The sequence below is a fragment of the Pseudomonas sp. YJ42 genome (assembly GCF_047225135.1).
Lineage (GTDB): Bacteria > Pseudomonadota > Gammaproteobacteria > Pseudomonadales > Pseudomonadaceae > Stutzerimonas > Stutzerimonas stutzeri_E.
In genome coordinates this window covers 3,257,159-3,279,862 of record NZ_CP178378.1, presented here as the reverse complement: position 1 = coordinate 3,279,862, position 22,704 = coordinate 3,257,159, and the positions used below count along the sequence as shown (strand labels likewise).

The window sequence follows — 22,704 nt, the reverse complement described above, 5'->3', positions numbered from 1 at the left end:
TATCAATTCCCTCACGGCAAATAGGATATTTCCTTGCAGGCAGTCCCTCATGCACCTCTGCACCCTGTCGCCTGCCTCAGGCTAGGAGCAATCGATGAAATTGAACAACCGGAACCTGCTGATCCTCGCGTTGGGCGCAGCCCTCTGTGCTTCACCGCTGGCCTATGCCACCACCGAGGGTGCCCAGGCCAAAGGCTCGGTCGAACGCAGCCATGCGCGCCAGGCCAGCGCCCTGCTCGACCGCGCCGTCGCGCATCTGCAAAGCAACGGGCCGGAACAGGCCCTGGCGTCCTTCAACGACCGCCAAGGCGGCTTCGTCGATGGCCAGCACTACGTTTTCGCCCTCAGCCTGGACGGCACCATGCTCGCCAGCAACGGCGCGTCGCGCGCGCTGGTCGGGCTCAACGTGATGGACCTCAAGGACGCCGCCGGCAAGCCGTTCATTCACGAGATCATCGAGCAGGCCAAGGCGGCCGATAACGGTCAGGTCGAGTACCACTGGCTGAATCCGGCCGACAACAAGGTGGAAAACAAGGTCAGCCTGTATCGCAAGGTTGGCGACCGGATACTCGTGGTCGGTTACTACATACCGCGCTCCTCCGCCGAGCAGGCGCAGAAGATGCTGGATAAGGCCGTGGCGCTGATGAAGCACTCGGGTGGCGAGGCGGCCTTCAAGGCCTTCAACGATCCGCAGGGCGGCTTCGTGATGAACGACGAATATGTCTTCGTCATCGGTCTGGAGGACGGTAAGTACCGCGCCAGCGGTGCCTCGCCCAACCTGGTGGGTGTCGATGTTCGCGAGATCACCGACGCCGCCGGCACCCCCTTGTTCAAGCAGATGATCGCGCTGGCCAAGGACAAGGGCATCGGGACGGTCGACTATGTCTGGCGCAACCCTGCCACCAATGCGGTGGAGCAGAAGCATTCGCTGATCCGCCGGGTCGATGATGTGTTGCTCGGTGTGGGCTACTACTCGCCACGCTGAACGACAGACGCATCCACGGCGCCGCCGTGGATGAACCTTTCGTGAACATCCGGCTTCCAGAAACAGTCAACCGATCATCATCCACTGCTCACCACCGCCTCTGGCGTGGCGTGTCGTGGCCGCCGATCACCGAACAGCCGAAGGCCGTGCCTGATGTTGACGTTGTTGCACCTGCTGTCCTCCATCGCATTGCTGGTCTGGGGCACACATATCGTGCGTACCGGGATCATGCGCGTTTATGGCTCGCATTTACGGCGGCTGCTGGGCCACAGCATGGCTAACTCGCCGTTGGCGTTCGCTGCCGGTATCGGTGTCACCGCCCTGGTGCAAAGCAGCAACGCCACCGCACTCCTGGCTATCTCCTTCGTGTCCCAGGGCCTGATGACCCTGCCCACGGCGCTGGCGATCATGCTCGGTGCCGATGTCGGTACGGCGTTGATGTCGCGGATTCTGACCTTCGACCTGTCGTGGTTGTCGCCGCTGTGCACCCTGGTCGGGGTGTGCCTGTTTCTGTCTCGCAAGCAAACCCGCACCGGCCAGCTCGGGCGCGTGCTGATCGGCCTCGGTCTGATCATTCTGGCGCTGCAACTGATCGTGGTCACCGCCGAGCCGATCACCGAGGCACGCGGCATGCGTGTGCTGTTCTCCTCGCTGGCCGGCGATACTCTGCTGGCGGCGGTCGTGGGGGCGTTGTTCGCCGTGCTCTCGTACTCCAGCCTGGCCGCGGTTCTACTGACCGCGACCCTGGCCGGTGCCGGATTGATCAGCCTGCCGGTCGCCCTCGGTGTCGTCATCGGCGCGAATATCGGCAGCGGCGTGCTGGCGTGGCTCAACGCAACCCCGCAACCCGTGCCGGCTCGTCGGGTGGCGCTTGGCAACCTGCTCTACAAGCTGGCCGGTCTGTTGGTCTTGCCGCTGCTGCCGATATTGGTCGAATGGATGGCGACCCTGGGCTTCAGCGTCCAGACCCAGGTCATCGCTTTTCATCTGGCGTACAACTCGCTGCGCTGCGTGCTGTTACTGCCCACGGTGGGCCTGATGGCCAGACTGTGCGAACGCCTATTGCCGGAGCGGCTGGTGGATAACGGCATTGCGCAGCCGCGACATCTCGATCCCACCGCGCTGGATACGCCGACGCTGGCCTTGGCCAATGCGGTACGCGAAACCTTGCGCATCGGCGATCTGGTGGAAGCCATGCTGGCGCACCTGCGCGAAGCGCTGCATGAAGATCGGCCAGAGCCGGGCGAGGAAATCCGTCGGCTGGATGACGATGTCGATGCGCTCTACAGCGGTGTGAAGCTCTACCTGGCGCGTATGCCGCGTGAAGACCTGGCTGAGCAGGAAAGCCAGCGCTGGGCGGAAATCATCGAATTGGCGATCAATCTGGAGCAGGCCGGCGACATCATCGAGCACATGCTCGGCAAAGTGCACAACCTCAAGACCTCCAAGCGTCGATCCTTCTCTGACCGGGGGCTGGACGAACTCAGCCAGCTGCACGCACTCCTCAGCGCCAATCTGAGCCTCGGCCTGTCGGTTTTCCTTTCCGGCGATACTCACAGCGCCCGCCAGTTGTTGCAGCAGAAGCGTCAGTTTCGCAAGCTCGAACGCGAGCTGGCACATGCCCACGTGCATCGACTGCATCAACAGGTGAAAGAAAGCATCGAAACCAGCGCTACGCATCTGGAGCTGATCGCCGACATGAAACGCCTGAATTCGCTGTTCTGCAGCGCCGGTTATGCGGCGCTGGAAGGCCATGCCAGTGGCAAGGGCCGCGTCCCGACCGAACCGACCCTTGACGTTAATGCCGCGGAGCATCAGCTACCCGGCAAGCCGGCCTGAAGCACAACTGCGCCCGCCCCGGCTGGCAATGTCGGCTCAGGCCAGGCATAGACGACCGGATTTTCGGCAGGTCGAAAAAAACCCCGGCGATGCTGAGCACGCCGGGGTCGGACCGTCGGTTACGCCGATCAGTGTACCCTGCGTCGTCTCTGCAACCAGATCACCAGGCCGAACAGCGCGAGGCCGGGCAACCACATCCACTCCTTGACCATACGATCGGTGGGCGCGCGCACCGCGACGATTTCCTGATCGAACTGCAGACCCAGTTCGGCGGCGGGGCTGCCGAAGGTCACGCTGTCGATCAGCACTTTGCCATCCTCCTCGTAAGTCATCAGGCCGAACTTTTCCAGCTTCTCTTCGCCGGATTCGCCGTCAGGAATGGCGGCCAGCAGGCTGAACTCACGCGTATCGCCGACCGCATCTTCACCGCGTATGCGCAACCGCAGCTGACTGTTCTCTTCCACCGCGCCCATCGCCTGGACCAGCTGTGACGGCGGAATGTCACGATAGGGGTCGTGGACGATATCCATCCAGAAACCGGGACGGAACAGGGTGAAGGCGACCAGCAATAGCAGGATGTTTTCATACCAGCGGCTACGTACCAGGAAGTAACCCTGTGTGCCAGCCGCGAAAATCAGCATCGCCACCGTCGCGACGATAAAGATCACCACGCCGTGCCAGAAGTCCACGTCAATCAGCAACAGGTCGGTGTTGAAGATGAACAGGAAGGGCAGCGCGGCGGTGCGCAGGCTGTAGTAGAACGCCACGATGCCGGTCTTGATCGGATCGCCCTTGGACACCGCCGCTGCGGCGAACGAAGCCAGGCCAACGGGTGGCGTGACGTCGGCCATGATGCCGAAGTAGAAGACGAACAGATGCACCGCGATCAGCGGCACGATCAGCCCGCTCTGCTGCCCCAACGCCACGACAACGGGCGCCAGCAGGCTCGACACCACGATGTAGTTGGCGGTAGTCGGCAGTCCCATGCCGAGGACCAGGCTGAGGAACGCGGTGAGCAGCAACATCAACATCAGGTTGCCCATCGACAGCAGCTCGACCAGATCGGCCAGCACCAGACCTACACCGGTCTGTGAAACCGCGCCGACGATGATCCCTGCCGCAGCGGTCGCGATGCCGATACCGATCATGTTGCGCGCGCCGGCGATCAAGCCTTCACGCAGATCGACCACACCGTCCACGAAGGTGCCGTGCTGGTGGGTGCCATCGCGGCGCATCCAACTGAGCAGCGGACGCTGGGTCAACAGGATGATGACCAGTATCACCGAGCCCCAGAAGGCCGATAGACCGGGCGACAGCCGTTCGACCATCAGGCACCACACCAGCACGACCACCGGCAGCAGGAAATGCAGGCCGGCCAACAATACCGGGCGCGTCTGCGGCAGCTTCTCGAGTGGTGCGTCGGGGTCTTCCGGTGGCAGCGGCGGATTGCTCGCCGCGACTTTCAGCAGGGCCAGGTAGACCGCCGTCAACAGCGCCCCGATCACCCAGATCGCCGCGTCGCCGAGGGCCGGCTTCATCCAGCCAAGACCGTAATAGACGGCCAATGAAATGCCGGAAATCAGGGCAACGCCAAACGCGAACCCGATCAGCCGCTGCACCCACGGTTTGGCCACGCTGGCCCGTGGCAGCGCGGTGAGACCCAGCTTGAGCGATTCGAGATGAACGATGTAGACCAGCGCGATGTAGGAGATCAGCGCCGGCAGGAAGGCATGCTTGATCACCTCGACGTAGGGAATGCCGACGTACTCGACCATCAGGAAGGCCGCAGCGCCCATGACCGGCGGCATGATCTGGCCGTTCACCGAGGACGCCACTTCCACCGCGCCGGCCTTCTCGGCTGAAAACCCGGTGCGCTTCATCATCGGGATGGTGAAGGTACCGGTGGTGACCACATTGGCGATCGACGACCCGGAAATCAGACCGGTCATGCCCGACGCCACCACCGCCGCCTTCGCCGGCCCGCCACGGAAATGGCCGAGCATGCTGAACGCCAGCTGGATGAAATAATGACCCGCGCCGGCCCGCTCGAGCAGCGCACCGAACAAGACGAAGAGGAAGACAAAACTGGTGGACACACCCAGCGCGATGCCGAACACGCCCTCAGTGGTGATCCACTGATGGTTGGCCAGGGCCGTGAAGCTGACACCACGGTGCGCCAGTAGGCCGGGCATGTACGGCCCCGCCAGGCTATAGCCGAGGAAGACCAGCGCGATGATCGCCAGCGCTGGGCCCAGCGCGCGGCGCGTGGCCTCGAGCAACAAGGGAATGCCGATACAGGCAGTGACCAGATCCAGCGTGGTCAGGTTGCCGGGACGCTGCGCCAGTTGCTCATAGGCGACGAAGAGATACCCGGCGCTCGCCGCGGCGATCAGCCCCAGCGCGATATCGATCAATGGCACGCGATCGCGCGGCGACCGTTTGAATGCGGGGTATGCCAGAAAAGCCAGGAGCAGGGCAAACGCCAAATGAATAGCCCGGGCTTCGGTATTGTTGAACACGCCGATGCGCAACATGAAGGGCAGCGGCGAGGCGATCCACAGCTGGAAGAGCGACCAGAGCAGCGCCAGACCTGCGATCAGTTTCGCCATGGCGCCTTCGGGCATCCGCGCACCGACGTCTTTGGCGATCAGCTCTTCTGTGGAGAGTTCTTTGTCTTGCATGGAATGTGGCCTGTTTTTTCAGGTATCGGAACCGCGAAAACCCGTGGCACGGGGCACACGGGTTTTCAGACGAAAGCCGCGGACGGCAGGCCTGCCGCTTCGATGCAGCAGGCCGGAGCCCGTTACAGCCAGCCACGTTCCTTGTAGTAGCGCTCGGCGCCTTCGTGCAGCGGTGCGGACAGGCCGACCTTGATCATGTCTTCGGCTTTCAGATCCTTGAATGCCGGATGCAGGCGCTGGAAGCGCTCGAGGTTCTCGAACACCGACTTGACCAGCTTGTAGACCACATCCGCGTCGACCTTGGAAGTGGTGGAAAGCACCGCCTTGCCGCCGATCGATTGAGTGGCGCTGTCATTGCCCTTGTACATGCCACCTGGGATTTCAGCCTTGGTGTAGTAGCTCTTCTCGGACAACAGCTTGTCGATTTCAGGGCCGGTGATTGGCACCAGAACGGCGTCGACGGTGGTGGTGGCTTCCTGAATCGCGCCATTCGGATGACCGACGAAATAGGTCATGGCATCGATGTTGTTGTCGCCCAGGGCGCTGGCCTGCTCGGCCGGCTTGAGCTCCGCGGCGAGGGCGAAGACCGACTTGTCCCAGCCCTTTTCCTTCATGATTTCTTCGAGGGTGTCACGCTGACCGGAACCGGGGTTGCCGATGTTGACCCGCTTGCCCTTGAGGTCGTCCAGGCCCTTGATATTGGCGTCGCGGCGCGCCAGCACGGTGAAGACCTCACTCTGCAGCGAGAAGACAGCGCGGATGTCATCCATCTTGCCTTCGCTCTTGAATGGCTCCAGACCTTCCATGGCCTTGTACTGATGGTCCGACTGCATGATGCCGAAGTTGAATTCGCCGCTGCGCAGACCATTGACGTTGGCTACGCCGCCGCCGCTGGCGGGTGCGTTGCACTTGAGGTCTTCAGCGTTGCGGTTGACGAAGCGACAGATCGACTGCCCGGCGACATAGTAAACGCCTGTCTGACCACCGGTGCCGATGGTCACGAATTGCTCTTGCGCCTGAGCCACACCGCTCAGCCCAGTCCCCGCCAAAGCGGCGGAAAATATCCATGCCAAGGATTTGCCTTTCATGGATTCACTCCTTATTGGTTGTTTTGGATTGTCTCGCGCGGCCTCGTGAGCATCGGCGAGAAGATGGGAGTCTAGCAGGCCATCGGATTTCGCGAGCCACACCTGGGGCAAAACACATGCGAAAAGCACCCCCGATCAGTGGCAGCGATTCCTGCCCGTCATCTGACTCGTCCGCCCGGCGCGCGTTCCGAACGCGCAGAGCGCCTTGCCGGCTCGTCCGATGTCAGGACACGGCGCTGGCATCGAAGCGACAATAGCCGTATCGTTTTTGACGCCAGCAGCACGACATCCGTACCAGCCGCCGACCTGCTTGGGTGTCAGGGAACTTCAAAAGGCTTTAGCGAATGCGTTGCCAACCATCGTCGATCGTCGCCCTGTTCGTCCTGCTGATGGCCTATGTTGGGCAGGCGGCGGCGGACGTCACGCCGAGAATGGCTTCGCACAACCTTCGTGACCTACAGGTTGGGGCCATCGAGTACCTCTCCGGTAATCCGGAGGCGGATTTCGACACCGCCCGTAGCGCTGCCTGGCGCTGGCAACCCCTCGAGCGGCCCAGTTTACAGCGGCAACCCGACGGCGTGTGGCTGCGATTCACCCTACGTAACCCTGCCACCCGAGAGGGCATCTGGTATCTCAGCCTGAAGTGGCCGGTTTTGGACCTAGTTCGGGTACAGCTGTATTACCCGGCGCGCGAGCAATGGGGCCCGCCGATGCGGGCCGGCGACACCCTGCCGATGCGTGAGCGACTACGGGCCGATCACAACTTCGTATATCCACTGGCCCTGCATGCCGAAGAAGAAGCGGTGGTCTACCTGCGTGTGCAGTCGCGTGAGCTGATCGCGCTGCCGTTGACGATCGCCGACGAAACGGGGTTCATCTCCAGCAAGATCTCCGATGTCGCCATGATCAGCCTGTTTTTCGGCGGCATGCTGGTAATCCTTCTCTACAACTGCAGCCTGTTCGTGTTTACCCGCGACCTCAGCTATCTGCTTTATGTCATCTACTTGCTCAGTGCGCTGTTTTACGTGCTGACCATCACCGGATTCGGCCAGTTGTTCCTCTGGCCTGAATCGCCGAGATTCTCGCATCGGTTCTACGGCCTTTCGGCGGCGCTGTGCTTTTTCACCCCGTTGGTGTTCGCCAGTCGCTTCCTGAATATCCGCCGCTATGGCGGCTGGGTCTGGCTGGTCACGCGGCTGCTGCTGGGCTACTGGGCCATAGTGCTCCTGGCGATCCTGTTCGCACCGGCCCTGACGCGCTATCTGGCGATAGAAGCGATAGCACTGCTCCATTGCGGCTTGACCATCGCGGTGACCATCACGCTGTGGATCCGTGGCAATGCTTCAGCGGGCCGGTTCACCATAGCCTGGTCGACGCTGCTGTTCTTCACCGTCGCCCACCTGTTGGCCCTGCAGGGCGTGCTGCCGTTGAACCTCTGGACCCTCAACGGTCAGCTGATCGGCATGTTCGTCGAGTTCGTGCTGCTGTCGATGGCGTTGGCCGAGCGCATCAACCACGAACGTGAGCGCCGCATCGAAGCCCAGCACAGCACCCTACGGGCCGTGGAGGCGCTGGCTCAGGAACGTGAGTCGCGTCTGCAAGCGCAGCAGCAGACGCTGGAGGTGCAGCGGCGCACCAACGAGGCGCTGGAAGCCCGCGTGGCCGAGCGAACCCGAGCGCTGGAAGAGGCCAAGCGCGGCCTGGAGCGGGTCAACGAACAACTCACCCGGATGAGTATCACCGACGCCCTGACGCAGTTGTCCAACCGGGGTCACTTCGATCTGATGATCGACGAGGAGATCCGCCGCGCGCAGCGCGTCGAGAAGCCGCTTTCGGTGCTTATGCTGGATATCGATCATTTCAAGCAGGTCAACGATACCTACGGGCATCCCTTCGGCGACGAATGCCTGCGTCTGGTGGCCGCCACGCTCAAGCAGCATGGTCAGCGCGCCGGCGACGTGGTGGCGCGCTATGGCGGCGAGGAATTCGTCATAGCGCTGCCCGGCGTCGACCCCCACCAGGCTGGCGAGCAGGCCGAGCGGATCCGCATGGCAGTGGCCGCATTGCACCCGATCTGCGACGAGACGCGCCTCGACCTGACCATCAGCATCGGCGTGGCCACGCTCCAGCCGCCAATGGCCTGTTCCCCGACCCGTTTGCTCGCCGCCGCCGATGCCGCGCTTTACCGAGCCAAGCGCAACGGCCGCAATCAAGTGGCGTTCGCCGAGCCGGACGAGCTGATCTGAGTCAATCGATGTTCGGTGGGAAACGCAACCTGACCAGCAGCCCGCCCAAAGCGCCCTGCCCCAGCTCGATGGTGGCGCGATGGGCCCGGCTGATCTCGCCGACGATGGCCAACCCCAGCCCGGCGCCCTGCCCCTGCTGCTGTACCCGGTAGAAGCGTGCGAAAACCTTCTCACGCTCTTCGGGCGCAATCCCAGGGCCATCGTCCTCAACCTCCAGCACACCTTCGTCACGCACGCGCAACACCACATTGCCGCCGTTCGGCGTATGCGCCAGGGCATTGTCCAGCAGGTTGCTCAACAGCTCACTGAGCAGCGTCGGCTCTCCGTGAATCCACACCGGATGATCTGCTTCCAGCGCCAGCGCGACACCTCGTTTATGCGCCAGCGCAGCCATTGCCAGCCCCAGCTCACGGGCCAGCCGGCTCAGATCCAGGCGCTGCGCGCCGCCCTCGGCGATCGCTTGCGCGCCACTTTCGATGCGCGCCAGCGAAAGCAATTGGTTGGCCAGGTGGATAACCCGGTCGGTATGCGCCTCCGCTTCTTCGAGGGTTTCCTGCCAGCGCTGCGGCTGTTGTTCGCGCAGGCCCAGCTCGATTCGCGCCTTGAGAGCAGCCAAGGGGGTGCGCAGCTCATGAGCGGCATCGGCGATGAACTGCGCCTGTCGCTCGAACTGGCCGCGCAGCCGTTCGGTGAAATGGTTGAGTGCGGCAACCAGCGGCTTCAGTTCACGCTGCACCGTCACCAGCGGCAACGGTCGCAGGTCGTCCGGTTGGCGCAGCTCCACAGCCTCGCTGAGCTTGCCCAATGGACGCAGCGCGGCGCTCACTGCCAGCCAGACGAGCAGCAACGCGGTGATCGCCAGCAATCCCACTCGCCACAGGGTGTCGGTGAGCAGGCCGCGCGCCATACGTTCGCGGGCACCCAGGGTTTCGGCCACGCGAATCTCGGCGATACCGGTGAGCGCCGGCTCGCTGACCGGCTGCAGCAGACTGACCAGACGCACGCCCTCGCCCCTGAACGCGCCGTCATAGAAGCGGGCCAATGCCGGATAATCGTCGGTACGCCGGACATCGGCGTCCGGGGCCGGTAGGTCCTCATAGCCGCTGACCAGCCGGCCTTCGGTATCAAGCACCTGATAGTAGATGCGCCCGGCACTGTCATAGGCAAAGGTGTCCAGGGCCACGTAGGGCACATTGGCGCGCAGCTTGCCGTCGTTGGCCACCAGCCCCTCGGCGATGGCCCGAGCCGAGGCCAGCAGCGTGCGGTCGTAGGCCGAATCGGCTGCCGCGCGGCCGTTCCAGTAGGCACTCCAGCCGCTGAACAGCAGCATCAAGGTGAGCAGCACGGCCAATCGGCGTAACAGCCCGGCACGCAGGCTGCCAGCGCCTGGCGGCAACGTTTCAGCCATCCACCGTCTCCAGCAAATAGCCCAGGCCCCGGAAGGTGACGATACGTACCGCGCTGCCCTCGAGCTTCTTGCGCAAACGATGGATGTAAATTTCGATGGCATCGGCGCTGGCATCCTCGTCGAGACCGAAAACCTGCGCCGCCAGCTGATCCTTGCTCATGACCCGCCCGGGTCGAGCGATCAGCGCTTCGAGCACCGCCTGCTCGCGCGAGGTCAGGCTCAGCGGCTGCCGGTCGAGGCTGAAGCGCCGGGCGTCCAGGTCATACACCAGCGCACCGCAGCTCTGCTGGCGCTCACCGCCGGCTACGCTGCGCCGCAGCAGCGCCTTGACCCTTGCTTCGAGCTCGGACAACTCGAATGGCTTGGCCAGGTAGTCATCCGCGCCAAGATTGAGCCCGTGCACGCGATCGGTCACCTCACCGCGTGCGGTGAGCATGAGCACCGGCAGCGTCTTGCCACGCTCGCGCAGGCGTGCCAGCACCTGAAAGCCGTCGAGCCGGGGCAACCCGACGTCGAGAATCGCCAGTGCATAGTCTTCGGTCGCCAGCGCCAGATCGGCCGCCACCCCGTCATTCAGCAGATCCACCGTCCAGCCCGCCGCGCGCAGCGCCTGCGCCACGCTTTCAGCGAGTTGGGGATGGTCCTCGACCAGGAGAATCCGCATTTGCCTGTCCTCTGCCACACACGGAACGGAGCGCCAGTGTAGCGGCAAGGCGCACCGCACGCTGCTTTCGCCCTTGAAAGCCTGGCGAAAGTTTCGCCGCCTAGGATCGCAATCAGGTGGCTCGATCCACCTGCAACGGCATTGCCGTCACAACAAAAACAAGAGTGGAGATACAGGATGCTGACTGTCGTCAGAAACAACCCCGCACGTGCTCGTCTTGCCCTCGCCATCACTGCCGCCTCGTTGGCGCCGCTGGCCCAGGCCGATTTCATCGAAGACAGCCATGCGACCCTGCAAACTCAGAACATCTACCTCAATCGCGACTTCCGCGAAGGTACCGGCCAGTCCAAGCGCGAAGAATGGTCGCAGGGCTTTCTGCTCAATATCGAATCGGGCTTCACCGAAGGCACCGTCGGCTTCGGCCTCGATGCCATGGGCATGCTCGGCATCAAGCTCGACTCCGGCGGCGGTCGCACCGGCACCGATCTGCTCCCAGTGCACGACGACGGCAGCACCCCGGACGAATTCAGCCGCCTGGGGCTGACGGCCAAGGCGAAGCTGTCCGAGACCGAACTGCGCTACGGCAGCCATATCCCGGAAACGCCGGTGGTCAAAGCCAGCGACAGCCGTACCCTGCCCCAGGTGTTCGAGGGCGCCATGCTGGAATCCCGCGAGGTGACCGGCCTGACCCTCACCGGCGGGCGTCTGGACAAGGTCATCGACCGTGCCTCGACCAATTCCCAAGACCTGCAACTGAACAATAAGAACGGTCGTTTCGACAGCGCCGCCGAAGCCGACCATCTGACCTACGCCGGGGCCAAATACGATTTCAACGACCGCTTCACCGGTACTTACTATGCCGCTGAGCTCGATGACATTTATCGCCAGCACTTCTTCAACCTGCAGGCCGTCCAGCCGCTGGGCAAGGACTCGGCGCTGACCGCCGATCTGCGTCTGATGATCAGCGATGACACCGGCGCAGCAAACGCCGGCAAGATCGACAATCAGGCCTGGAACGGCATGCTCGGCTACAGCCTCGGTGGCCATAAGGTCAGCCTCGCCTACCAGCAGATGAACGGTGATACCGGCTACGCCTACATCGATGGCGGCGACCCCTACCTGGCCAACTTTGTTCAGATCAACGACTTCGCCAATGCCGACGAGCGCTCCTGGCAGGCCCGCTACGACTATAACTTCGCCTCGATCGGTATTCCCGGCCTAACCTTCCTTACACGCTACGTTTCCGGCGACAACGCCGAATACAGCGGCGGCAGCAACGGCAGCGAGTGGGAGCGCGATATCGAGCTCAAGTACGTGGTGCAAACCGGGCCATTGAAGAACGTCGCCGTACGCATGCGTAACGCCATGTTCCGTTCCGATTTCGCCCGTGACGCCGATGAGAACCGCCTGATCGTCAGCTACAGCCTGCCGATCTGGTAAAGCCGTCCACAATAAGAAAACAGAGGAAACACCATGAAGAATGCAATCCGTCGTTTCGCACTGCTCTCGACCTGCCTGGTGATCTCGAGTCAGCTGATGGCCGAACCCAAGCGACCCGAATGCATCGCCCCGGCCAAGCCCGGTGGCGGCTTCGACCTGACCTGCAAGCTGGCCCAGAGTGGCCTGAAGGATGAAGGTTTGCTCGAGGCGCCGATGCGCGTCACCTATATGCCCGGCGGCGTCGGCGCGGTGGCGTACAACGCGGTGATCGCCCAGCGTGCTGGCGATCCCTCGACCATCACCGCCTTTTCCAGCGGCTCGCTACTGAATCTGGCACAGGGCAAGTTCGGTCGCTATGACGAGACCAACGTGCGCTGGCTGGCCGGCATCGGCACCGACTACGGCGCCATCTCGGTACGCGCCGATGCGCCTTATCAGAACCTTGACGATCTCATCGAGGCGGTGAAGAAAGACCCCAGCAGCGTGGTCTTCGGTGCTGGCGCCACCATCGGCGGGCAGGACTGGATGCAAACCGCACTGATTGCACGCGCCGCCGGCGTCGATCCGAAGAAACTTCGCTATGTCGCCTTCGAAGGCGGCGGCGAGACGCTCACCGCCATGCTCGGCGGCCATGTCCAGGTCACCAGCAGCGGATTGGGAGAGGTCGCGCCTCAGCTCGAAGCCGGCAAGATCCGCGTGCTCGCGGTGCTGTCCGATGATCGCCTGCCGGGCAAGCTGTCGAACCTGCCGACCGCCAAGGAGCAGGGCTACGACATCAGTTGGCCGGTGATCCGCGGCTTCTACATGGGCCCAGAAGTCAGCGACGAAGACTTCAACTGGTGGAAGACCCAGTTCGACACCCTGCTCGCCGACGAGGACTTCGCCAAGCTGCGCGAGCAACGTGATCTGTTCCCACTGTCGATGACCGGTGATGAACTCACGGCCTTCGTCAACAAGCAGGTCGCCGAATACAAGGAACTCGCCGGCGAATTCGGTCTGGTCAAGTAACACCCCGCGGGCCTCGGGTTCCGGATGGGACCACTGGCCCGCTTCTCCCGAGGTAACCACCATGTACGTTCGTGTCTTTGCCGCGGCGTGGCTACTCGCCTGCGCCGGCCTTGCGTTGCTCGCCTGGGGTTTCGAGGCGCCCTTCGCCTACGATCCGGTTGGCCCGCGCGCTTACCCGCTGCTTCTGTTGTTTCTGATGGGTTGCGGCGCGCTCTGGCTGCTGTGCAAACCACACGGCGATCCGACGCCACCGTTCGATTGGACCATGGCCCGGCGAGCCGCCCTCTGCGTGCTGGTGCTGTTGGCGTACGCACTGCTGTTCGAAAAGCTCGGCTTCGTCATTACCACGGCACTGGCCGCATTCGCCCTGGGCCTGTTGTTCAACGGCCGCCTGTGGCCCTGCTTGATCAGCGGCGTGCTGATGGGCGTGCTGCTCTACGGCCTGTTCGACCTGTTGCTTGATGTGCCGCTGCCACTCGGCGTGCTGCGCTTGCTGGAGAGCTGAATATGGAAACCTTGAATTTCTTGATGCAGGGCTTCGATGTCGCCACGCGACCGACGAATCTGCTGGTGGCGCTGTTCGGCGCCTTTGTTGGCACTGTCGTCGGCCTGCTGCCCGGTCTCGGCCCGATCAACGGCGTAGCTCTGCTGCTGCCACTGGCCTTCGCCCTCGGCCTGCCGCCGGAAACCGCACTGATCCTGCTGGCCGCGGTATACCTGGGCTGCGAATACGGCGGTCGCATCTCGGCGATCCTGCTCAACGTTCCCGGCGATGCCGCGGCGGTGATGACCACCCTCGATGGCTACCCGCTGGCGCGCCAGGGCAAGGCCGGTATCGCTCTGTCGCTGTCGGCGGTCAGCTCCTTCATCGGTAGCATCATCGCCACCTGCGGCGTGGTGCTGTTCGCCCCGTTGCTGGCCAAATGGGCGGTGGCTTTCGGCCCGGCGGAATACTTCGTGCTGATGATCTTCGCCATTGCCTGCCTAGGCGGGATGGTCGGCGACAAACCGGTGAAAACCCTGATGGCGGCCTTGATCGGCCTGGGCCTGGCCACCGTCGGCGTGGACGCGACCACTGGCGTCTATCGCTTCACTTTCGGAAGCGTCAGCCTGTCGGACGGTATTCAGTTCGTCATCGTGGTGATCGGCTTCTTCAGCGTCAGCGAAGTGCTACTGATGCTGGAAAAGACCCACAGTGGCCAGAAGGCGGTCAAGGCCAGCGGGCGCCTGCTGTTCAACTTCAAAGAGTTCTGCATGACCTTCTGGACCATGGTGCGCAGCGCCCTGGCCGGTTTCGTCATCGGCACCTTGCCGGGAGCCGGCGCCACCATTGCCAGCGCAATGACCTACATGAGCGAAAAACGCATGGCCGGCGACACGGGCAAGTTCGGCGAGGGTGACCTGCGCGGTCTGGCCGCGCCAGAGGCCGCCAACAATGCCTCCGCCTGCGGCTCGCTGATTCCGATGCTGACCCTGGGCGTGCCGGGCTCGGGCACTACCGCGGTGATGATCGGTGCGCTGACGCTGTACAACATCACGCCCGGTCCTTTGCTGTTCGAGCAGCAACCCGACGTGGTCTGGGGTCTGATCGCCTCGCTGTTCATCGGCAACGTGATTTTGCTGGTGATGAATATCCCGCTGGTCGGGCTGTTCTCCAAAATGCTCAGCGTGCCCAATTGGGTGCTGGTGCCGGCCATCACGGCGATCAGCCTGGTGGGTGTGTATTCGGTGCACAGCACGACCTTCGACTTGGTACTGATGGTCGGCCTCGGTGTGTTCGGCTACCTGTTGCGCAAGCTGGAATTCCCGTTGTCGTCGCTGATCCTCGGCTTTGTGCTCGGCGAGATGATGGAAGACAACCTGCGCCGCGCGCTGTCGATCTCGGCCGGTGACCTGGGCATCCTCTGGGGCAGCCCGATCACCCTGATCCTCTGGGCCCTGGCCGCGTTGATGCTGGCCCTGCCCGGCCTGCGCTGGTGGCGCCAGCGCCGCCGCGCCAAACTGAGCGAGGCGCACGTCTGACATGCCGCGCTGGCTTCCGGGATGGTGGGCGACGCCATTGGTCGGCGCCCTCGGCGGCTGGCTGGCGAGCCTGGCGAACTGGCCGCTGCCCTGGATGGTCGGCTCGCTACTGGCGGTCATTGCAGTGCGTTGCAGTGGCTGGCTGGTCGCCGAAGTGCCTCGCGGTCGGCAGACCGGACAATGGCTGATCGCCAGCGCCATCGGCCTGCATTTCACCAGCGAGGTCATGCAGCAGGTACTTGAGCACTTCGGCGTAATCCTCACCGGCGCGCTGGGCACCCTGTTGTTGAGCCTGATCGGCATTTTCATTCTCCGGCGCAGCGGCATGGACCGCGCCACGGCGTTCTTCTCCAGCATGCCGGGCGGCGCCAGTGAAATGGTCAATCTGGCTGCACGGCACGCCGCGCAGCCGGCAATGGTGGCCGCGGCTCACAGCATGCGGTTGTTGCTGGTGGTACTGATCATTCCCGCGGTCTTCACCTGGAGCCTGCCACCGGTGGATGCCCCGCCGCCGGCACCGGTCAGTTGGCCATGGCTGGCGCTGCTGCTACCGGCCGGAGGACTGCTGGCGCTGGTGTGGAAGAAACTCGATCAGCCCAATCCCTGGATGCTCGGTCCGCTGACGGTGTGCGCCGCTGCCAGCGCCGTTTTCGACCTGCATCTGGGTATGCCTCAAGGCGTCGGCCAGTTCGGTCAATGGCTGATCGGCTGCTCCCTGGGTTGTCACTTCGACCGCCCGTTTTTTCGCACCGCCCCTCGGTTCATGTTGCGCATTTTGCTGTTCACGCTGTTGGCGATGCTCGCCGCGGCGGGTCTGGCCGAAGCGCTGGGTTGGGCGGCGACGCTGAACCAGACGTCTCTGATGCTGGGGATGATGCCGGGCGGCATCACCGAGCTGTGCCTGACGGCCGAAGCGCTGCAATTATCCGTTGCTCTGGTTACCGCGCTGCAGGTGCTGCGATTGTTCCTGGTGATGTTCCTGGCCGAGCCGATATTTCGCCTCTGGCAACGGGCCACGTCTTAACCCGCCATTTGGCGGGTTCTTTTTATCCCGCGCGGACACTGCTCTCCGCTCAGCCGAAGAACCAATAGCAAACCAGAATAGCGGCCAGGATCCCGGCCGCATCCGCCGCCAGCGCGCACCCGACCGCATGCCGGGCACGCTGGATGCCCACCGCCCCGAAGTACACCGCCAATACATAAAAAGTGGTCTCGGTGCTGCCTTGCACCGTCGCCGCTACCAGCGCCGGAAAACTATCGACACCTTGGCTTTGCATGGTCTCGATCAGCATCGCCCGCGCGGCGCTGCCGGAAAACGGCTTGACCAGCGCCGTCGGCAGCGCATCGACGAAGCGGGTATCCCAACCCAGCGCTTCGACCAACCAGCGAATGCCGTCCAGCCCGAAGTCCAACGCACCGGATGCTCGCAGCACACCGATCGCGCAGAGCATGGCGATCAGGTAGGGCAGCAGGCTCTTGGCCACATCGAAGCCTTCCTGGGCACCTTCGACGAAGCTCTCATAGACCGGCACCTTGCGCAGCGCGCCGACAATCAGGAATACGGTGATCAAACCGAACAGGGTCAGGTTGCCAAGCAGCGACGACAGCGATGACAGCGCAGTGGCCGAGAGCCCTGCGAGCAGCGCCATGAAGCCCCCGAGCAGGAGCGCACCGGGGATGAAATAGGCCAGCACCACCGGATCCCAGATACGCAACCGCTGCACCAACGCCACCGCCAGCAACCCCGCCAGGGAGGACGCGGTGGTCGCCAACAGGATCGGCAGAAATACCAGGGTCGGGTCTTCGGCGCCCTGCTGCACGCGATACATGAAGATGGAAACCGGCAGCAGCGTCAGCGACGAGGTGTTGAGCACCAGAAACAGAATTTGTGCGTTGCTCGCGACGGCCTTGCTGGGATTAAGCTCCTGTAACGCGCGCATGGCTCGCAGGCCGATCGGCGTGGCGGCATTGTCCAGGCCCAGACCATTGGCGGCGAAGTTCAGCGTAATCAACCCCAGCGCCGGGTGGCCGGCCGGCACTTCGGGCATCAGGCGGCTAAACAGCGGGCCCAGCAGGCGAGCAAGCAACTCGATCAGACCGGCCTTTTCAGCGATGCGCAGGAAGCCAAGCCAGAGCGTGAGGGTGCCGAACAGTACGATCATGATTTCCACAGCCAACTTGGCCATGGCGAACAAACTCTCGACCAGCGCGGCAAACACCGCCGGGTCGCCACCCAGCAACCATCGCCCAAGCGCAGCAATCGCGGCGACCAGAAAAAAGCCCAGCCAAAGGCCGTTGAGCATGTGATTCTCCAACGAGTGACTGCGCGCGATGATAGCGGCGCAGTTGGAGAACGGCCATGAATAGGAAAGGATTCATCGGCGATGGCCAAGCAGGATCGCAACGCCCACAGGGTAGCGTTGCGCGCCAGCCCGATCCGGCCAGGCGGCAAGAGAAGCCTACGAAATCTTTGAAAGAAAGCGCATAGCGCGCCCAAGGACATCGCAAGCCGAAGGTGGTCGCCCACCTTCGGTTGCCTTTCGCTGAGCCTGGTCCGTTAAGGAGGTACCCCCTGTACCCCTAGGTCGCTCCATCAAGCAGAGCGTCCCGACCCCTTGGCCCCCCGCTACACGGGCTGACGGATGTTTGCGAATGAAACACCCTGTCGGTTCTTACCCGGCTTCGCCTCGGTGCGGCAAAGCCTCAGAATATTGGCATCCCGCCTGTGCTGCCTCCGTCAGTGTTGCAGCCGCCCTTGCGGGCGGCGTCATTGCATCAGACACGTGGGCCGCGACCTCGACCGAAAATCAGCGAAGCGACAAACAGCACCAGGAACACCACGAACAGGATCTTGGCAATGCCCGTTGCAGTACCAGCGATACCACCGAAGCCCAAAACCGCAGCGATGATGGCGATGATCAGGAATGTAATAGCCCAACTCAGCATGGTGTTACTCCTCTTCGGTTCAGGACATCTTCAGCGGGACCGATATCAAACAATCAGCTCGCGGCTCTACCACTAGAAAACCCAGCGTTGCTCCGACCGCACCTGCACATAATCAATCGTCTTCGGGGCAGGGCCTGTTTGCACGATCCCTACTGGTTGAGCGTCATACATACGGATTCGTTCCGCTGATTCATGCTGTGTCTGGCTGAGCGGTTGTGACATGGGCCGCTCGGCGCCAACGATCAACGTAACCACAGCAGCGGTAAGGAAACCTTTGCCTACCAGTGAGAAGCGTGCTTGACGATTCATCCTCAACTCCTTCTAAGCATGCGGTGCATGTCTGTTCTTAGGGGTTATGTTGCAGGCGCCATGCCAGTCGATATAAATAATATTTTTCTTATCTTTCAAGTAGTTACCATTCATGAATGTCGGTGCGTCAATTTATATTGCACGATGCCGCCAACCAATACCGGGCGATTTGCACGACGGCCTAATCCCAACCACATTGGCTACTTGGCGGCGCCGTGATTGAGTGAATGAATGCGTTCGTGGCAGGCGCGGATTTTCGGCAGCTCGATGGCCAATAGCGCGCGCACGTCGGGATGAGCCGTCTTCAATGCATCTTCAAACGCCGCGAGGATGCGTTCCTCGGTCTGATCCAGTTGGTCGATGTACACCGCGTCGGCATGGCCGAGCCGGGCCTTGGTGTCGGCGTACATCTCGCGAAGCTTGCCGGCCATGGTGCCCCCCTGAGCCGGCTGCTCCTGGTTGGCCGCGACCTTCACCGATAGCGCCTGAATGATATGAGTCTTGGCCTGAGCCATATCCCGAAACAGATGCTGCAGCTCGACGTCTTTCACTACCTCAAGCGCATGCTGGTAAAAATGCTGCCCGTCTCGGGTAATTTCGATCAGTTCGTTGAGCTGGTTCATATTCTCGTTCATGAGGGTCCTCCGGGTTCCGGTGCGATGCGCGCCCATGGCGCTCTCACCGACAGCCGCAAGCCCCGTGCCAGCGCAAAGAGACACGTTGTGTCTTTATAATCAGCGGCTTGGCGCACCGTTGCGCTTCGCATTTACGTGCATGCTGCAGGAAATGCGCCTCGCCACCGTGCAACTTGCAAGGCTTTTCGTAGACTAAACCAGGCGCCACTGAATACTCGGCCTCATCCGAGCGCCAAGCACTCAACTTTTTTCACCGATTTGCCAGCAAACACAGCCCGACTGGAGCATTCATGGACCAAACGACCGACACCGGTGGCCGCATTCTCCTGGTAGATGACGAGGCCGCAATTCTGCGCACCTTCCGCTATTGCCTGGAGGACCGCGGTTATACGGTGGTCACGGCCGCCAGCGCCTCACAAGCCGAGGCGATCCTGCAGCGTCAGGTGTTCGATCTTTGCTTCCTTGACCTGCGCCTCGGCGAAGACAACGGCCTGGATGTCCTGCAGCAGATGCGCGTCCTCGCACCCTGGATGCGCGTGGTGATCGTCACCGCGCACTCGGCCGTGGATACCGCCGTGGATGCCATGCAGGCAGGCGCGGCGGACTATCTGGTCAAGCCGTGCAGTCCGGAGCAGCTACGCCTGTCGGCAGCCAAGCAGTTGGAGGTCCGGCAGATGGCGGCTCGCCTGGAGGCACTCGAAGGCGAGGTGCAAAAGCGCAGCGACGCGCTCGGCTCGCACAGTCCGGCGATGATGGGCGTGCTGGAGACCGCCCGGCAGGTGGCCGATACCGATGCCAATATTCTGATTCTCGGCGAGTCCGGCACAGGCAAAGGCGAGCTGGCGCGGGCGATTCACAACTGGAGCCGTCGTGCGAAGAAGGCCTTCATCACCATCAACTGCCCGTCGCTGTCTGCGGATCTGATGGAAAGCGAGCTTTTCGGGCACAATCGCGGCGCCTTCACCGGCGCCACCGAAAGCACGCTGGGACGAGTCAATCAGGCGGACGGCGGCACCCTGTTTCTCGATGAAATCGGCGACTTTCCCTTGGCCCTACAGCCAAAACTGCTCCGTTTCATTCAGGACAAAGAATACGAGCGCGTCGGTGACCCGGTCACACGGCGCGCAGATGTACGCATTCTCGCTGCGACCAACCTGAACCTCGAGGAAATGGTCCGTGAAGGTCGTTTTCGCGAAGATCTGCTCTACCGCCTGAATGTCATCACGCTAAATCTGCCGCCCATGCGCGAGCGGCCGGAGGACGTATTGGCGCTCGCCGAACGGTTCCTCGCGTACTTCGTCAAAAGTTACGGCCGTCCGGCGCGTGGCTTCAGCGAGAGCGCCATCGCGGCGCTGAAAGCCTACCGCTGGCCTGGCAACGTGCGGGAGCTGCGCAACGTCGTCGAGCGCGCCAGCATCATCTGTCCGCAGGCGATGATCGACGTCAGTCACCTCGGACTGGCCGATCAGACCGTCAGCAACGCACCGCGCATCGGTGAACCACTCAGCCTGGAAGAGTTGGAGAAGGCACATATTTCGGGGGTACTGAGCACCAGCGACACCCTTGAGCAGGCCGCCCGGATTCTCGGCATCGACGCCTCGACGCTCTATCGAAAACGCAAGCAATACGGCCTATGAAACTTCAGATGAAGCTGAGGACCCGCCTGTTCCTGGGATTCTCGGCACTGATGACGGTGGCACTGCTTGGACTGTTGCTTGCTCTGGTCAGTGTGGTGCAGATGGCCCAGAGCCAGGAAAAGCTCATCCGAGAGAATTTCGGGGTCATCGAAATCAACCAGCAATTGCGCCAAGCGTTGAGTAATCATCTTCTGCTTCTAGTGCGCGAAAAACGCGACAACGCTGCCCTCGCGGAATCGCGCAGCGTATTCCAGGCGGCGCTTTCACAGGGACTGTCCCAGGCAGCGCGGCCAGCCGACCGTGAGGCGTATCAGGCGATCGGCGATGCATACGCCCGCTTCATCGATGAGCTGCAAACCCCGGCGAACCTAAATTGGTCACTGCTGGAAGACAACGCCCTCAGCCAAGCCTTCAATCACGTGCGTGAGTTGATGGTCGATATGCAGCAGAGCGCCTACGACCAGATCCGCGACACCGAGATTCGTAGCCGTGAACGGGCACAGTTGCTCGCCGGACTGCTCGGCCTGACCGGCATCGCTGTGCTGTTGATCGGCTTCATCACCGCGCATAGCTTCGCAAGGCGCTTCGGTGATCCCATCGAACGGTTGTCCAGCGTGGCCGACCAGATCGGTCGCGGCGATTTCAACATCAACCTGCCCACCTCTCCCATCGCCGAACTGTCTTCGCTGATCCGACGCTTCGGCTTGATGGCGCAGGCCTTGCACGACTTCAAACAGACCAACGTCGAGGCGCTGGTCGACGGCCAGCAACGCTTGCAGGCGTTACTGGACAGCATCGACGACGGCCTACTGATCATCGATCGCCAGGGCCGGCTGGAGCATGCCAACCCCGTCGCGCAAAGGCAGCTCGCCTGGGAAAGCGAACACCTGGGTTCGACCCTCGGCCAGGCGCTCGGCTATCCGGAGCTAGACGAGGCAGCCCAGCAGGTCCTGGACGACAAGCCACTGTCAGGCCCACCGGAAGATCTGGTGATCGAAGCCGATGGCGAACACAGGCTGCTGTCGTGGCGTATGAGCCCGGTGAACCATCACGATGGACGTATCAGCGGTGCGGTCATGGTGCTGCACGATGTCACCGACCAGCGCACCTTCGAGCGCGTGCGCAACGAATTCGTCCTGCGTGCTTCCCACGAATTGCGCACGCCGGTGACCGGCATGCAGATGGCATTCAGCCTGCTGCGTGAGCGCACTCATTACCCTGACAATAGCCGCGAGGCCGACCTGTTCAGCACCGTGCACGAGGAGATGCAGCGCCTGGTCACGCTGATCAACGACCTGCTGAATTTCTCGCGCTATCAGAGCGGCCAGCAGAAGCTCGAACGGGTGCCTTGCGAACCGGCCGAACTTCTCGAGCAAGCGCGGCAGCGCTTTCAGCCTGCGGCGGCGCAGAACGGTATTGAAATCAAACTGGAACTGCAGTCGCCGCTGCCCAGCCTGTTGCTGGACCGACAACAGATGGAGCGGATGCTCGACAACCTTATGAGCAACGCGCTGCGTCATACACCAGACAGCGGTGAGATCCGGCTGCTGGCCCGACATCACGGCGAACGGGTGATACTCAGCGTCGAGGACAACGGCGAGGGCATTCCCTACAGTCAACAGGCGCGAATCTTCGAGCCGTTCGTGCAGATAGGTCGCCGCCGAGGGGGAGCCGGACTGGGCTTGGCCTTATGCAAGGAGATTGCGCAGCTGCATGGTGGTCGTATCGGCGTGCATTCGCGAATCGGGCACGGCACCATCTTCTATATCGCCCTGCCGATCTGAGCCAGCGGGGTC

At 62.5% G+C, this 22,704-nt stretch carries 18 protein-coding genes; 10 read left to right on the top strand and 8 right to left on the bottom strand.

What is annotated here, in order from left to right; all coding sequences use genetic code 11:
- Positions 1-94: 94 nt before the first annotated feature.
- Together ACL0K2_RS15130 and ACL0K2_RS15125 are read left to right on the top strand one after the other, a co-directional pair.
- Positions 95-985, top strand: a complete 891-nt coding sequence (locus ACL0K2_RS15130) for a cache domain-containing protein (protein ID WP_045164066.1) — start codon at positions 95-97, stop codon at positions 983-985.
- A gap of 153 nt (positions 986-1,138) precedes the next feature.
- Positions 1,139-2,824, top strand: coding sequence for a Na/Pi cotransporter family protein (locus ACL0K2_RS15125; protein WP_045164067.1), 1,686 nt, complete (start codon positions 1,139-1,141; stop codon positions 2,822-2,824).
- A gap of 128 nt (positions 2,825-2,952) precedes the next feature.
- Here ACL0K2_RS15125 and ACL0K2_RS15120 read toward each other — a convergent pair whose 3' ends face one another.
- Together ACL0K2_RS15120 and ACL0K2_RS15115 are read right to left on the bottom strand one after the other, a co-directional pair.
- Positions 2,953-5,505: a TRAP transporter permease gene (locus tag ACL0K2_RS15120; protein WP_045164068.1), complete on the bottom strand. Its 2,553-nt coding sequence runs from the start codon at positions 5,503-5,505 to the stop codon at positions 2,953-2,955.
- Between the two features lie 122 nt (positions 5,506-5,627).
- Positions 5,628-6,593 carry a TAXI family TRAP transporter solute-binding subunit gene (locus ACL0K2_RS15115; protein ID WP_045164069.1) on the bottom strand — a complete coding sequence of 322 codons (966 nt, stop codon included), beginning with the start codon at positions 6,591-6,593 and terminating at the stop codon, positions 5,628-5,630.
- Between the two features lie 344 nt (positions 6,594-6,937).
- On the opposite strand from ACL0K2_RS15115, the gene ACL0K2_RS15110 reads away from it, so the two are divergent.
- On the top strand, positions 6,938-8,839 hold the full coding sequence (locus tag ACL0K2_RS15110) for a diguanylate cyclase (protein WP_045164070.1): 1,902 nt from the start codon (positions 6,938-6,940) through the stop codon (positions 8,837-8,839).
- A 1-nt stretch (position 8,840) separates the two neighbouring features.
- Here the strand turns inward: ACL0K2_RS15110 and ACL0K2_RS15105 are convergent, their stop codons facing one another.
- Both ACL0K2_RS15105 and ACL0K2_RS15100 read right to left on the bottom strand, forming a co-directional pair.
- Positions 8,841-10,247, bottom strand: a complete 1,407-nt coding sequence (locus tag ACL0K2_RS15105) for a sensor histidine kinase (RefSeq protein WP_045164071.1) — start codon at positions 10,245-10,247, stop codon at positions 8,841-8,843.
- A complete protein-coding gene (locus tag ACL0K2_RS15100; protein WP_045164072.1) occupies positions 10,240-10,911 on the bottom strand; it encodes a response regulator in 672 nt (223 codons plus the stop codon). Before ACL0K2_RS15100 ends, ACL0K2_RS15105 begins: the two co-directional genes overlap by 8 nt.
- A gap of 177 nt (positions 10,912-11,088) precedes the next feature.
- Between ACL0K2_RS15100 and ACL0K2_RS15095 the strand changes: the two genes are divergently transcribed.
- The 5 genes from ACL0K2_RS15095 to ACL0K2_RS15075 all read left to right on the top strand — a co-directional run bounded on the left by ACL0K2_RS15095 (position 11,089) and on the right by ACL0K2_RS15075 (position 16,405).
- Positions 11,089-12,351: an OprD family porin gene (locus tag ACL0K2_RS15095; RefSeq protein WP_045164073.1), complete on the top strand. Its 1,263-nt coding sequence runs from the start codon at positions 11,089-11,091 to the stop codon at positions 12,349-12,351.
- Between the two features lie 33 nt (positions 12,352-12,384).
- Positions 12,385-13,359 carry a Bug family tripartite tricarboxylate transporter substrate binding protein gene (locus ACL0K2_RS15090; RefSeq protein ID WP_045164074.1) on the top strand — a complete coding sequence of 325 codons (975 nt, stop codon included), beginning with the start codon at positions 12,385-12,387 and terminating at the stop codon, positions 13,357-13,359.
- A gap of 61 nt (positions 13,360-13,420) precedes the next feature.
- The gene (locus ACL0K2_RS15085) at positions 13,421-13,864 is read left to right on the top strand and encodes a tripartite tricarboxylate transporter TctB family protein (protein ID WP_045164075.1); all 444 of its coding nucleotides are present in this window, start codon (positions 13,421-13,423) and stop codon (positions 13,862-13,864) included.
- Between the two features lie 2 nt (positions 13,865-13,866).
- Complete coding sequence (locus ACL0K2_RS15080; protein ID WP_045164076.1) at positions 13,867-15,381, top strand: tripartite tricarboxylate transporter permease; 1,515 nt, start codon at positions 13,867-13,869, stop codon at positions 15,379-15,381.
- 1 nt (position 15,382) lies between these two features.
- A complete protein-coding gene (locus ACL0K2_RS15075) occupies positions 15,383-16,405 on the top strand; it encodes an AbrB family transcriptional regulator (RefSeq protein WP_239611273.1) in 1,023 nt (340 codons plus the stop codon).
- Positions 16,406-16,454: 49 nt separating this feature from the next.
- Here the strand turns inward: ACL0K2_RS15075 and ACL0K2_RS15070 are convergent, their stop codons facing one another.
- From ACL0K2_RS15070 to ACL0K2_RS15055, 4 genes are all read right to left on the bottom strand, one after another.
- Positions 16,455-17,684, bottom strand: coding sequence for a nucleoside recognition domain-containing protein (locus ACL0K2_RS15070; RefSeq protein ID WP_045164078.1), 1,230 nt, complete (start codon positions 17,682-17,684; stop codon positions 16,455-16,457).
- Positions 17,685-18,156: 472 nt separating this feature from the next.
- Positions 18,157-18,327 (bottom strand): DUF1328 domain-containing protein, encoded by a 171-nt coding sequence (locus ACL0K2_RS15065; protein WP_003282841.1) that lies wholly within the window; start codon positions 18,325-18,327, stop codon positions 18,157-18,159.
- A gap of 72 nt (positions 18,328-18,399) precedes the next feature.
- Entirely contained in the window at positions 18,400-18,636 is a 237-nt protein-coding gene (locus ACL0K2_RS15060; protein ID WP_045164079.1) for a hypothetical protein, read from the bottom strand.
- 200 nt (positions 18,637-18,836) lie between these two features.
- A complete protein-coding gene (locus tag ACL0K2_RS15055) occupies positions 18,837-19,271 on the bottom strand; it encodes a ferritin-like domain-containing protein (protein WP_045164080.1) in 435 nt (144 codons plus the stop codon).
- 290 nt (positions 19,272-19,561) lie between these two features.
- Here ACL0K2_RS15055 and algB point away from each other — a divergent pair, with 290 nt between their 5' ends.
- Positions 19,562-20,908: a sigma-54-dependent response regulator transcription factor AlgB gene (gene algB / locus ACL0K2_RS15050; protein WP_045164081.1), complete on the top strand. Its 1,347-nt coding sequence runs from the start codon at positions 19,562-19,564 to the stop codon at positions 20,906-20,908.
- A complete protein-coding gene (locus ACL0K2_RS15045) occupies positions 20,905-22,692 on the top strand; it encodes a KinB sensor domain-containing domain (RefSeq protein WP_413042942.1) in 1,788 nt (595 codons plus the stop codon). Before algB ends, ACL0K2_RS15045 begins: the two co-directional genes overlap by 4 nt.
- Positions 22,693-22,704: the final 12 nt, after the last annotated feature.

What these genes read in the sequence shown, in the direction of transcription:
- ACL0K2_RS15130 (WP_045164066.1), top strand. Translation starts at nt 95, where the DNA reads ATGAAATTGAACAACCGGAACCTGCTGATCCTCGCGTTGGGCGCAGCC.
- ACL0K2_RS15125 (WP_045164067.1), top strand. Translation starts at nt 1,139, where the DNA reads ATGTTGACGTTGTTGCACCTGCTGTCCTCCATCGCATTGCTGGTCTGG.
- ACL0K2_RS15120 (WP_045164068.1), bottom strand. Translation starts at nt 5,505, where the DNA reads ATGCAAGACAAAGAACTCTCCACAGAAGAGCTGATCGCCAAAGACGTC.
- ACL0K2_RS15115 (WP_045164069.1), bottom strand. Translation starts at nt 6,593, where the DNA reads ATGAAAGGCAAATCCTTGGCATGGATATTTTCCGCCGCTTTGGCGGGG.
- ACL0K2_RS15110 (WP_045164070.1), top strand. Translation starts at nt 6,938, where the DNA reads ATGCGTTGCCAACCATCGTCGATCGTCGCCCTGTTCGTCCTGCTGATG.
- ACL0K2_RS15105 (WP_045164071.1), bottom strand. Translation starts at nt 10,247, where the DNA reads ATGGCTGAAACGTTGCCGCCAGGCGCTGGCAGCCTGCGTGCCGGGCTG.
- ACL0K2_RS15100 (WP_045164072.1), bottom strand. Translation starts at nt 10,911, where the DNA reads ATGCGGATTCTCCTGGTCGAGGACCATCCCCAACTCGCTGAAAGCGTG.
- ACL0K2_RS15095 (WP_045164073.1), top strand. Translation starts at nt 11,089, where the DNA reads ATGCTGACTGTCGTCAGAAACAACCCCGCACGTGCTCGTCTTGCCCTC.
- ACL0K2_RS15090 (WP_045164074.1), top strand. Translation starts at nt 12,385, where the DNA reads ATGAAGAATGCAATCCGTCGTTTCGCACTGCTCTCGACCTGCCTGGTG.
- ACL0K2_RS15085 (WP_045164075.1), top strand. Translation starts at nt 13,421, where the DNA reads ATGTACGTTCGTGTCTTTGCCGCGGCGTGGCTACTCGCCTGCGCCGGC.
- ACL0K2_RS15080 (WP_045164076.1), top strand. Translation starts at nt 13,867, where the DNA reads ATGGAAACCTTGAATTTCTTGATGCAGGGCTTCGATGTCGCCACGCGA.
- ACL0K2_RS15075 (WP_239611273.1), top strand. Translation starts at nt 15,383, where the DNA reads ATGCCGCGCTGGCTTCCGGGATGGTGGGCGACGCCATTGGTCGGCGCC.
- ACL0K2_RS15070 (WP_045164078.1), bottom strand. Translation starts at nt 17,684, where the DNA reads ATGCTCAACGGCCTTTGGCTGGGCTTTTTTCTGGTCGCCGCGATTGCT.
- ACL0K2_RS15065 (WP_003282841.1), bottom strand. Translation starts at nt 18,327, where the DNA reads ATGCTGAGTTGGGCTATTACATTCCTGATCATCGCCATCATCGCTGCG.
- ACL0K2_RS15060 (WP_045164079.1), bottom strand. Translation starts at nt 18,636, where the DNA reads ATGAATCGTCAAGCACGCTTCTCACTGGTAGGCAAAGGTTTCCTTACC.
- ACL0K2_RS15055 (WP_045164080.1), bottom strand. Translation starts at nt 19,271, where the DNA reads ATGAACGAGAATATGAACCAGCTCAACGAACTGATCGAAATTACCCGA.
- algB (WP_045164081.1), top strand. Translation starts at nt 19,562, where the DNA reads ATGGACCAAACGACCGACACCGGTGGCCGCATTCTCCTGGTAGATGAC.
- ACL0K2_RS15045 (WP_413042942.1), top strand. Translation starts at nt 20,905, where the DNA reads ATGAAACTTCAGATGAAGCTGAGGACCCGCCTGTTCCTGGGATTCTCG.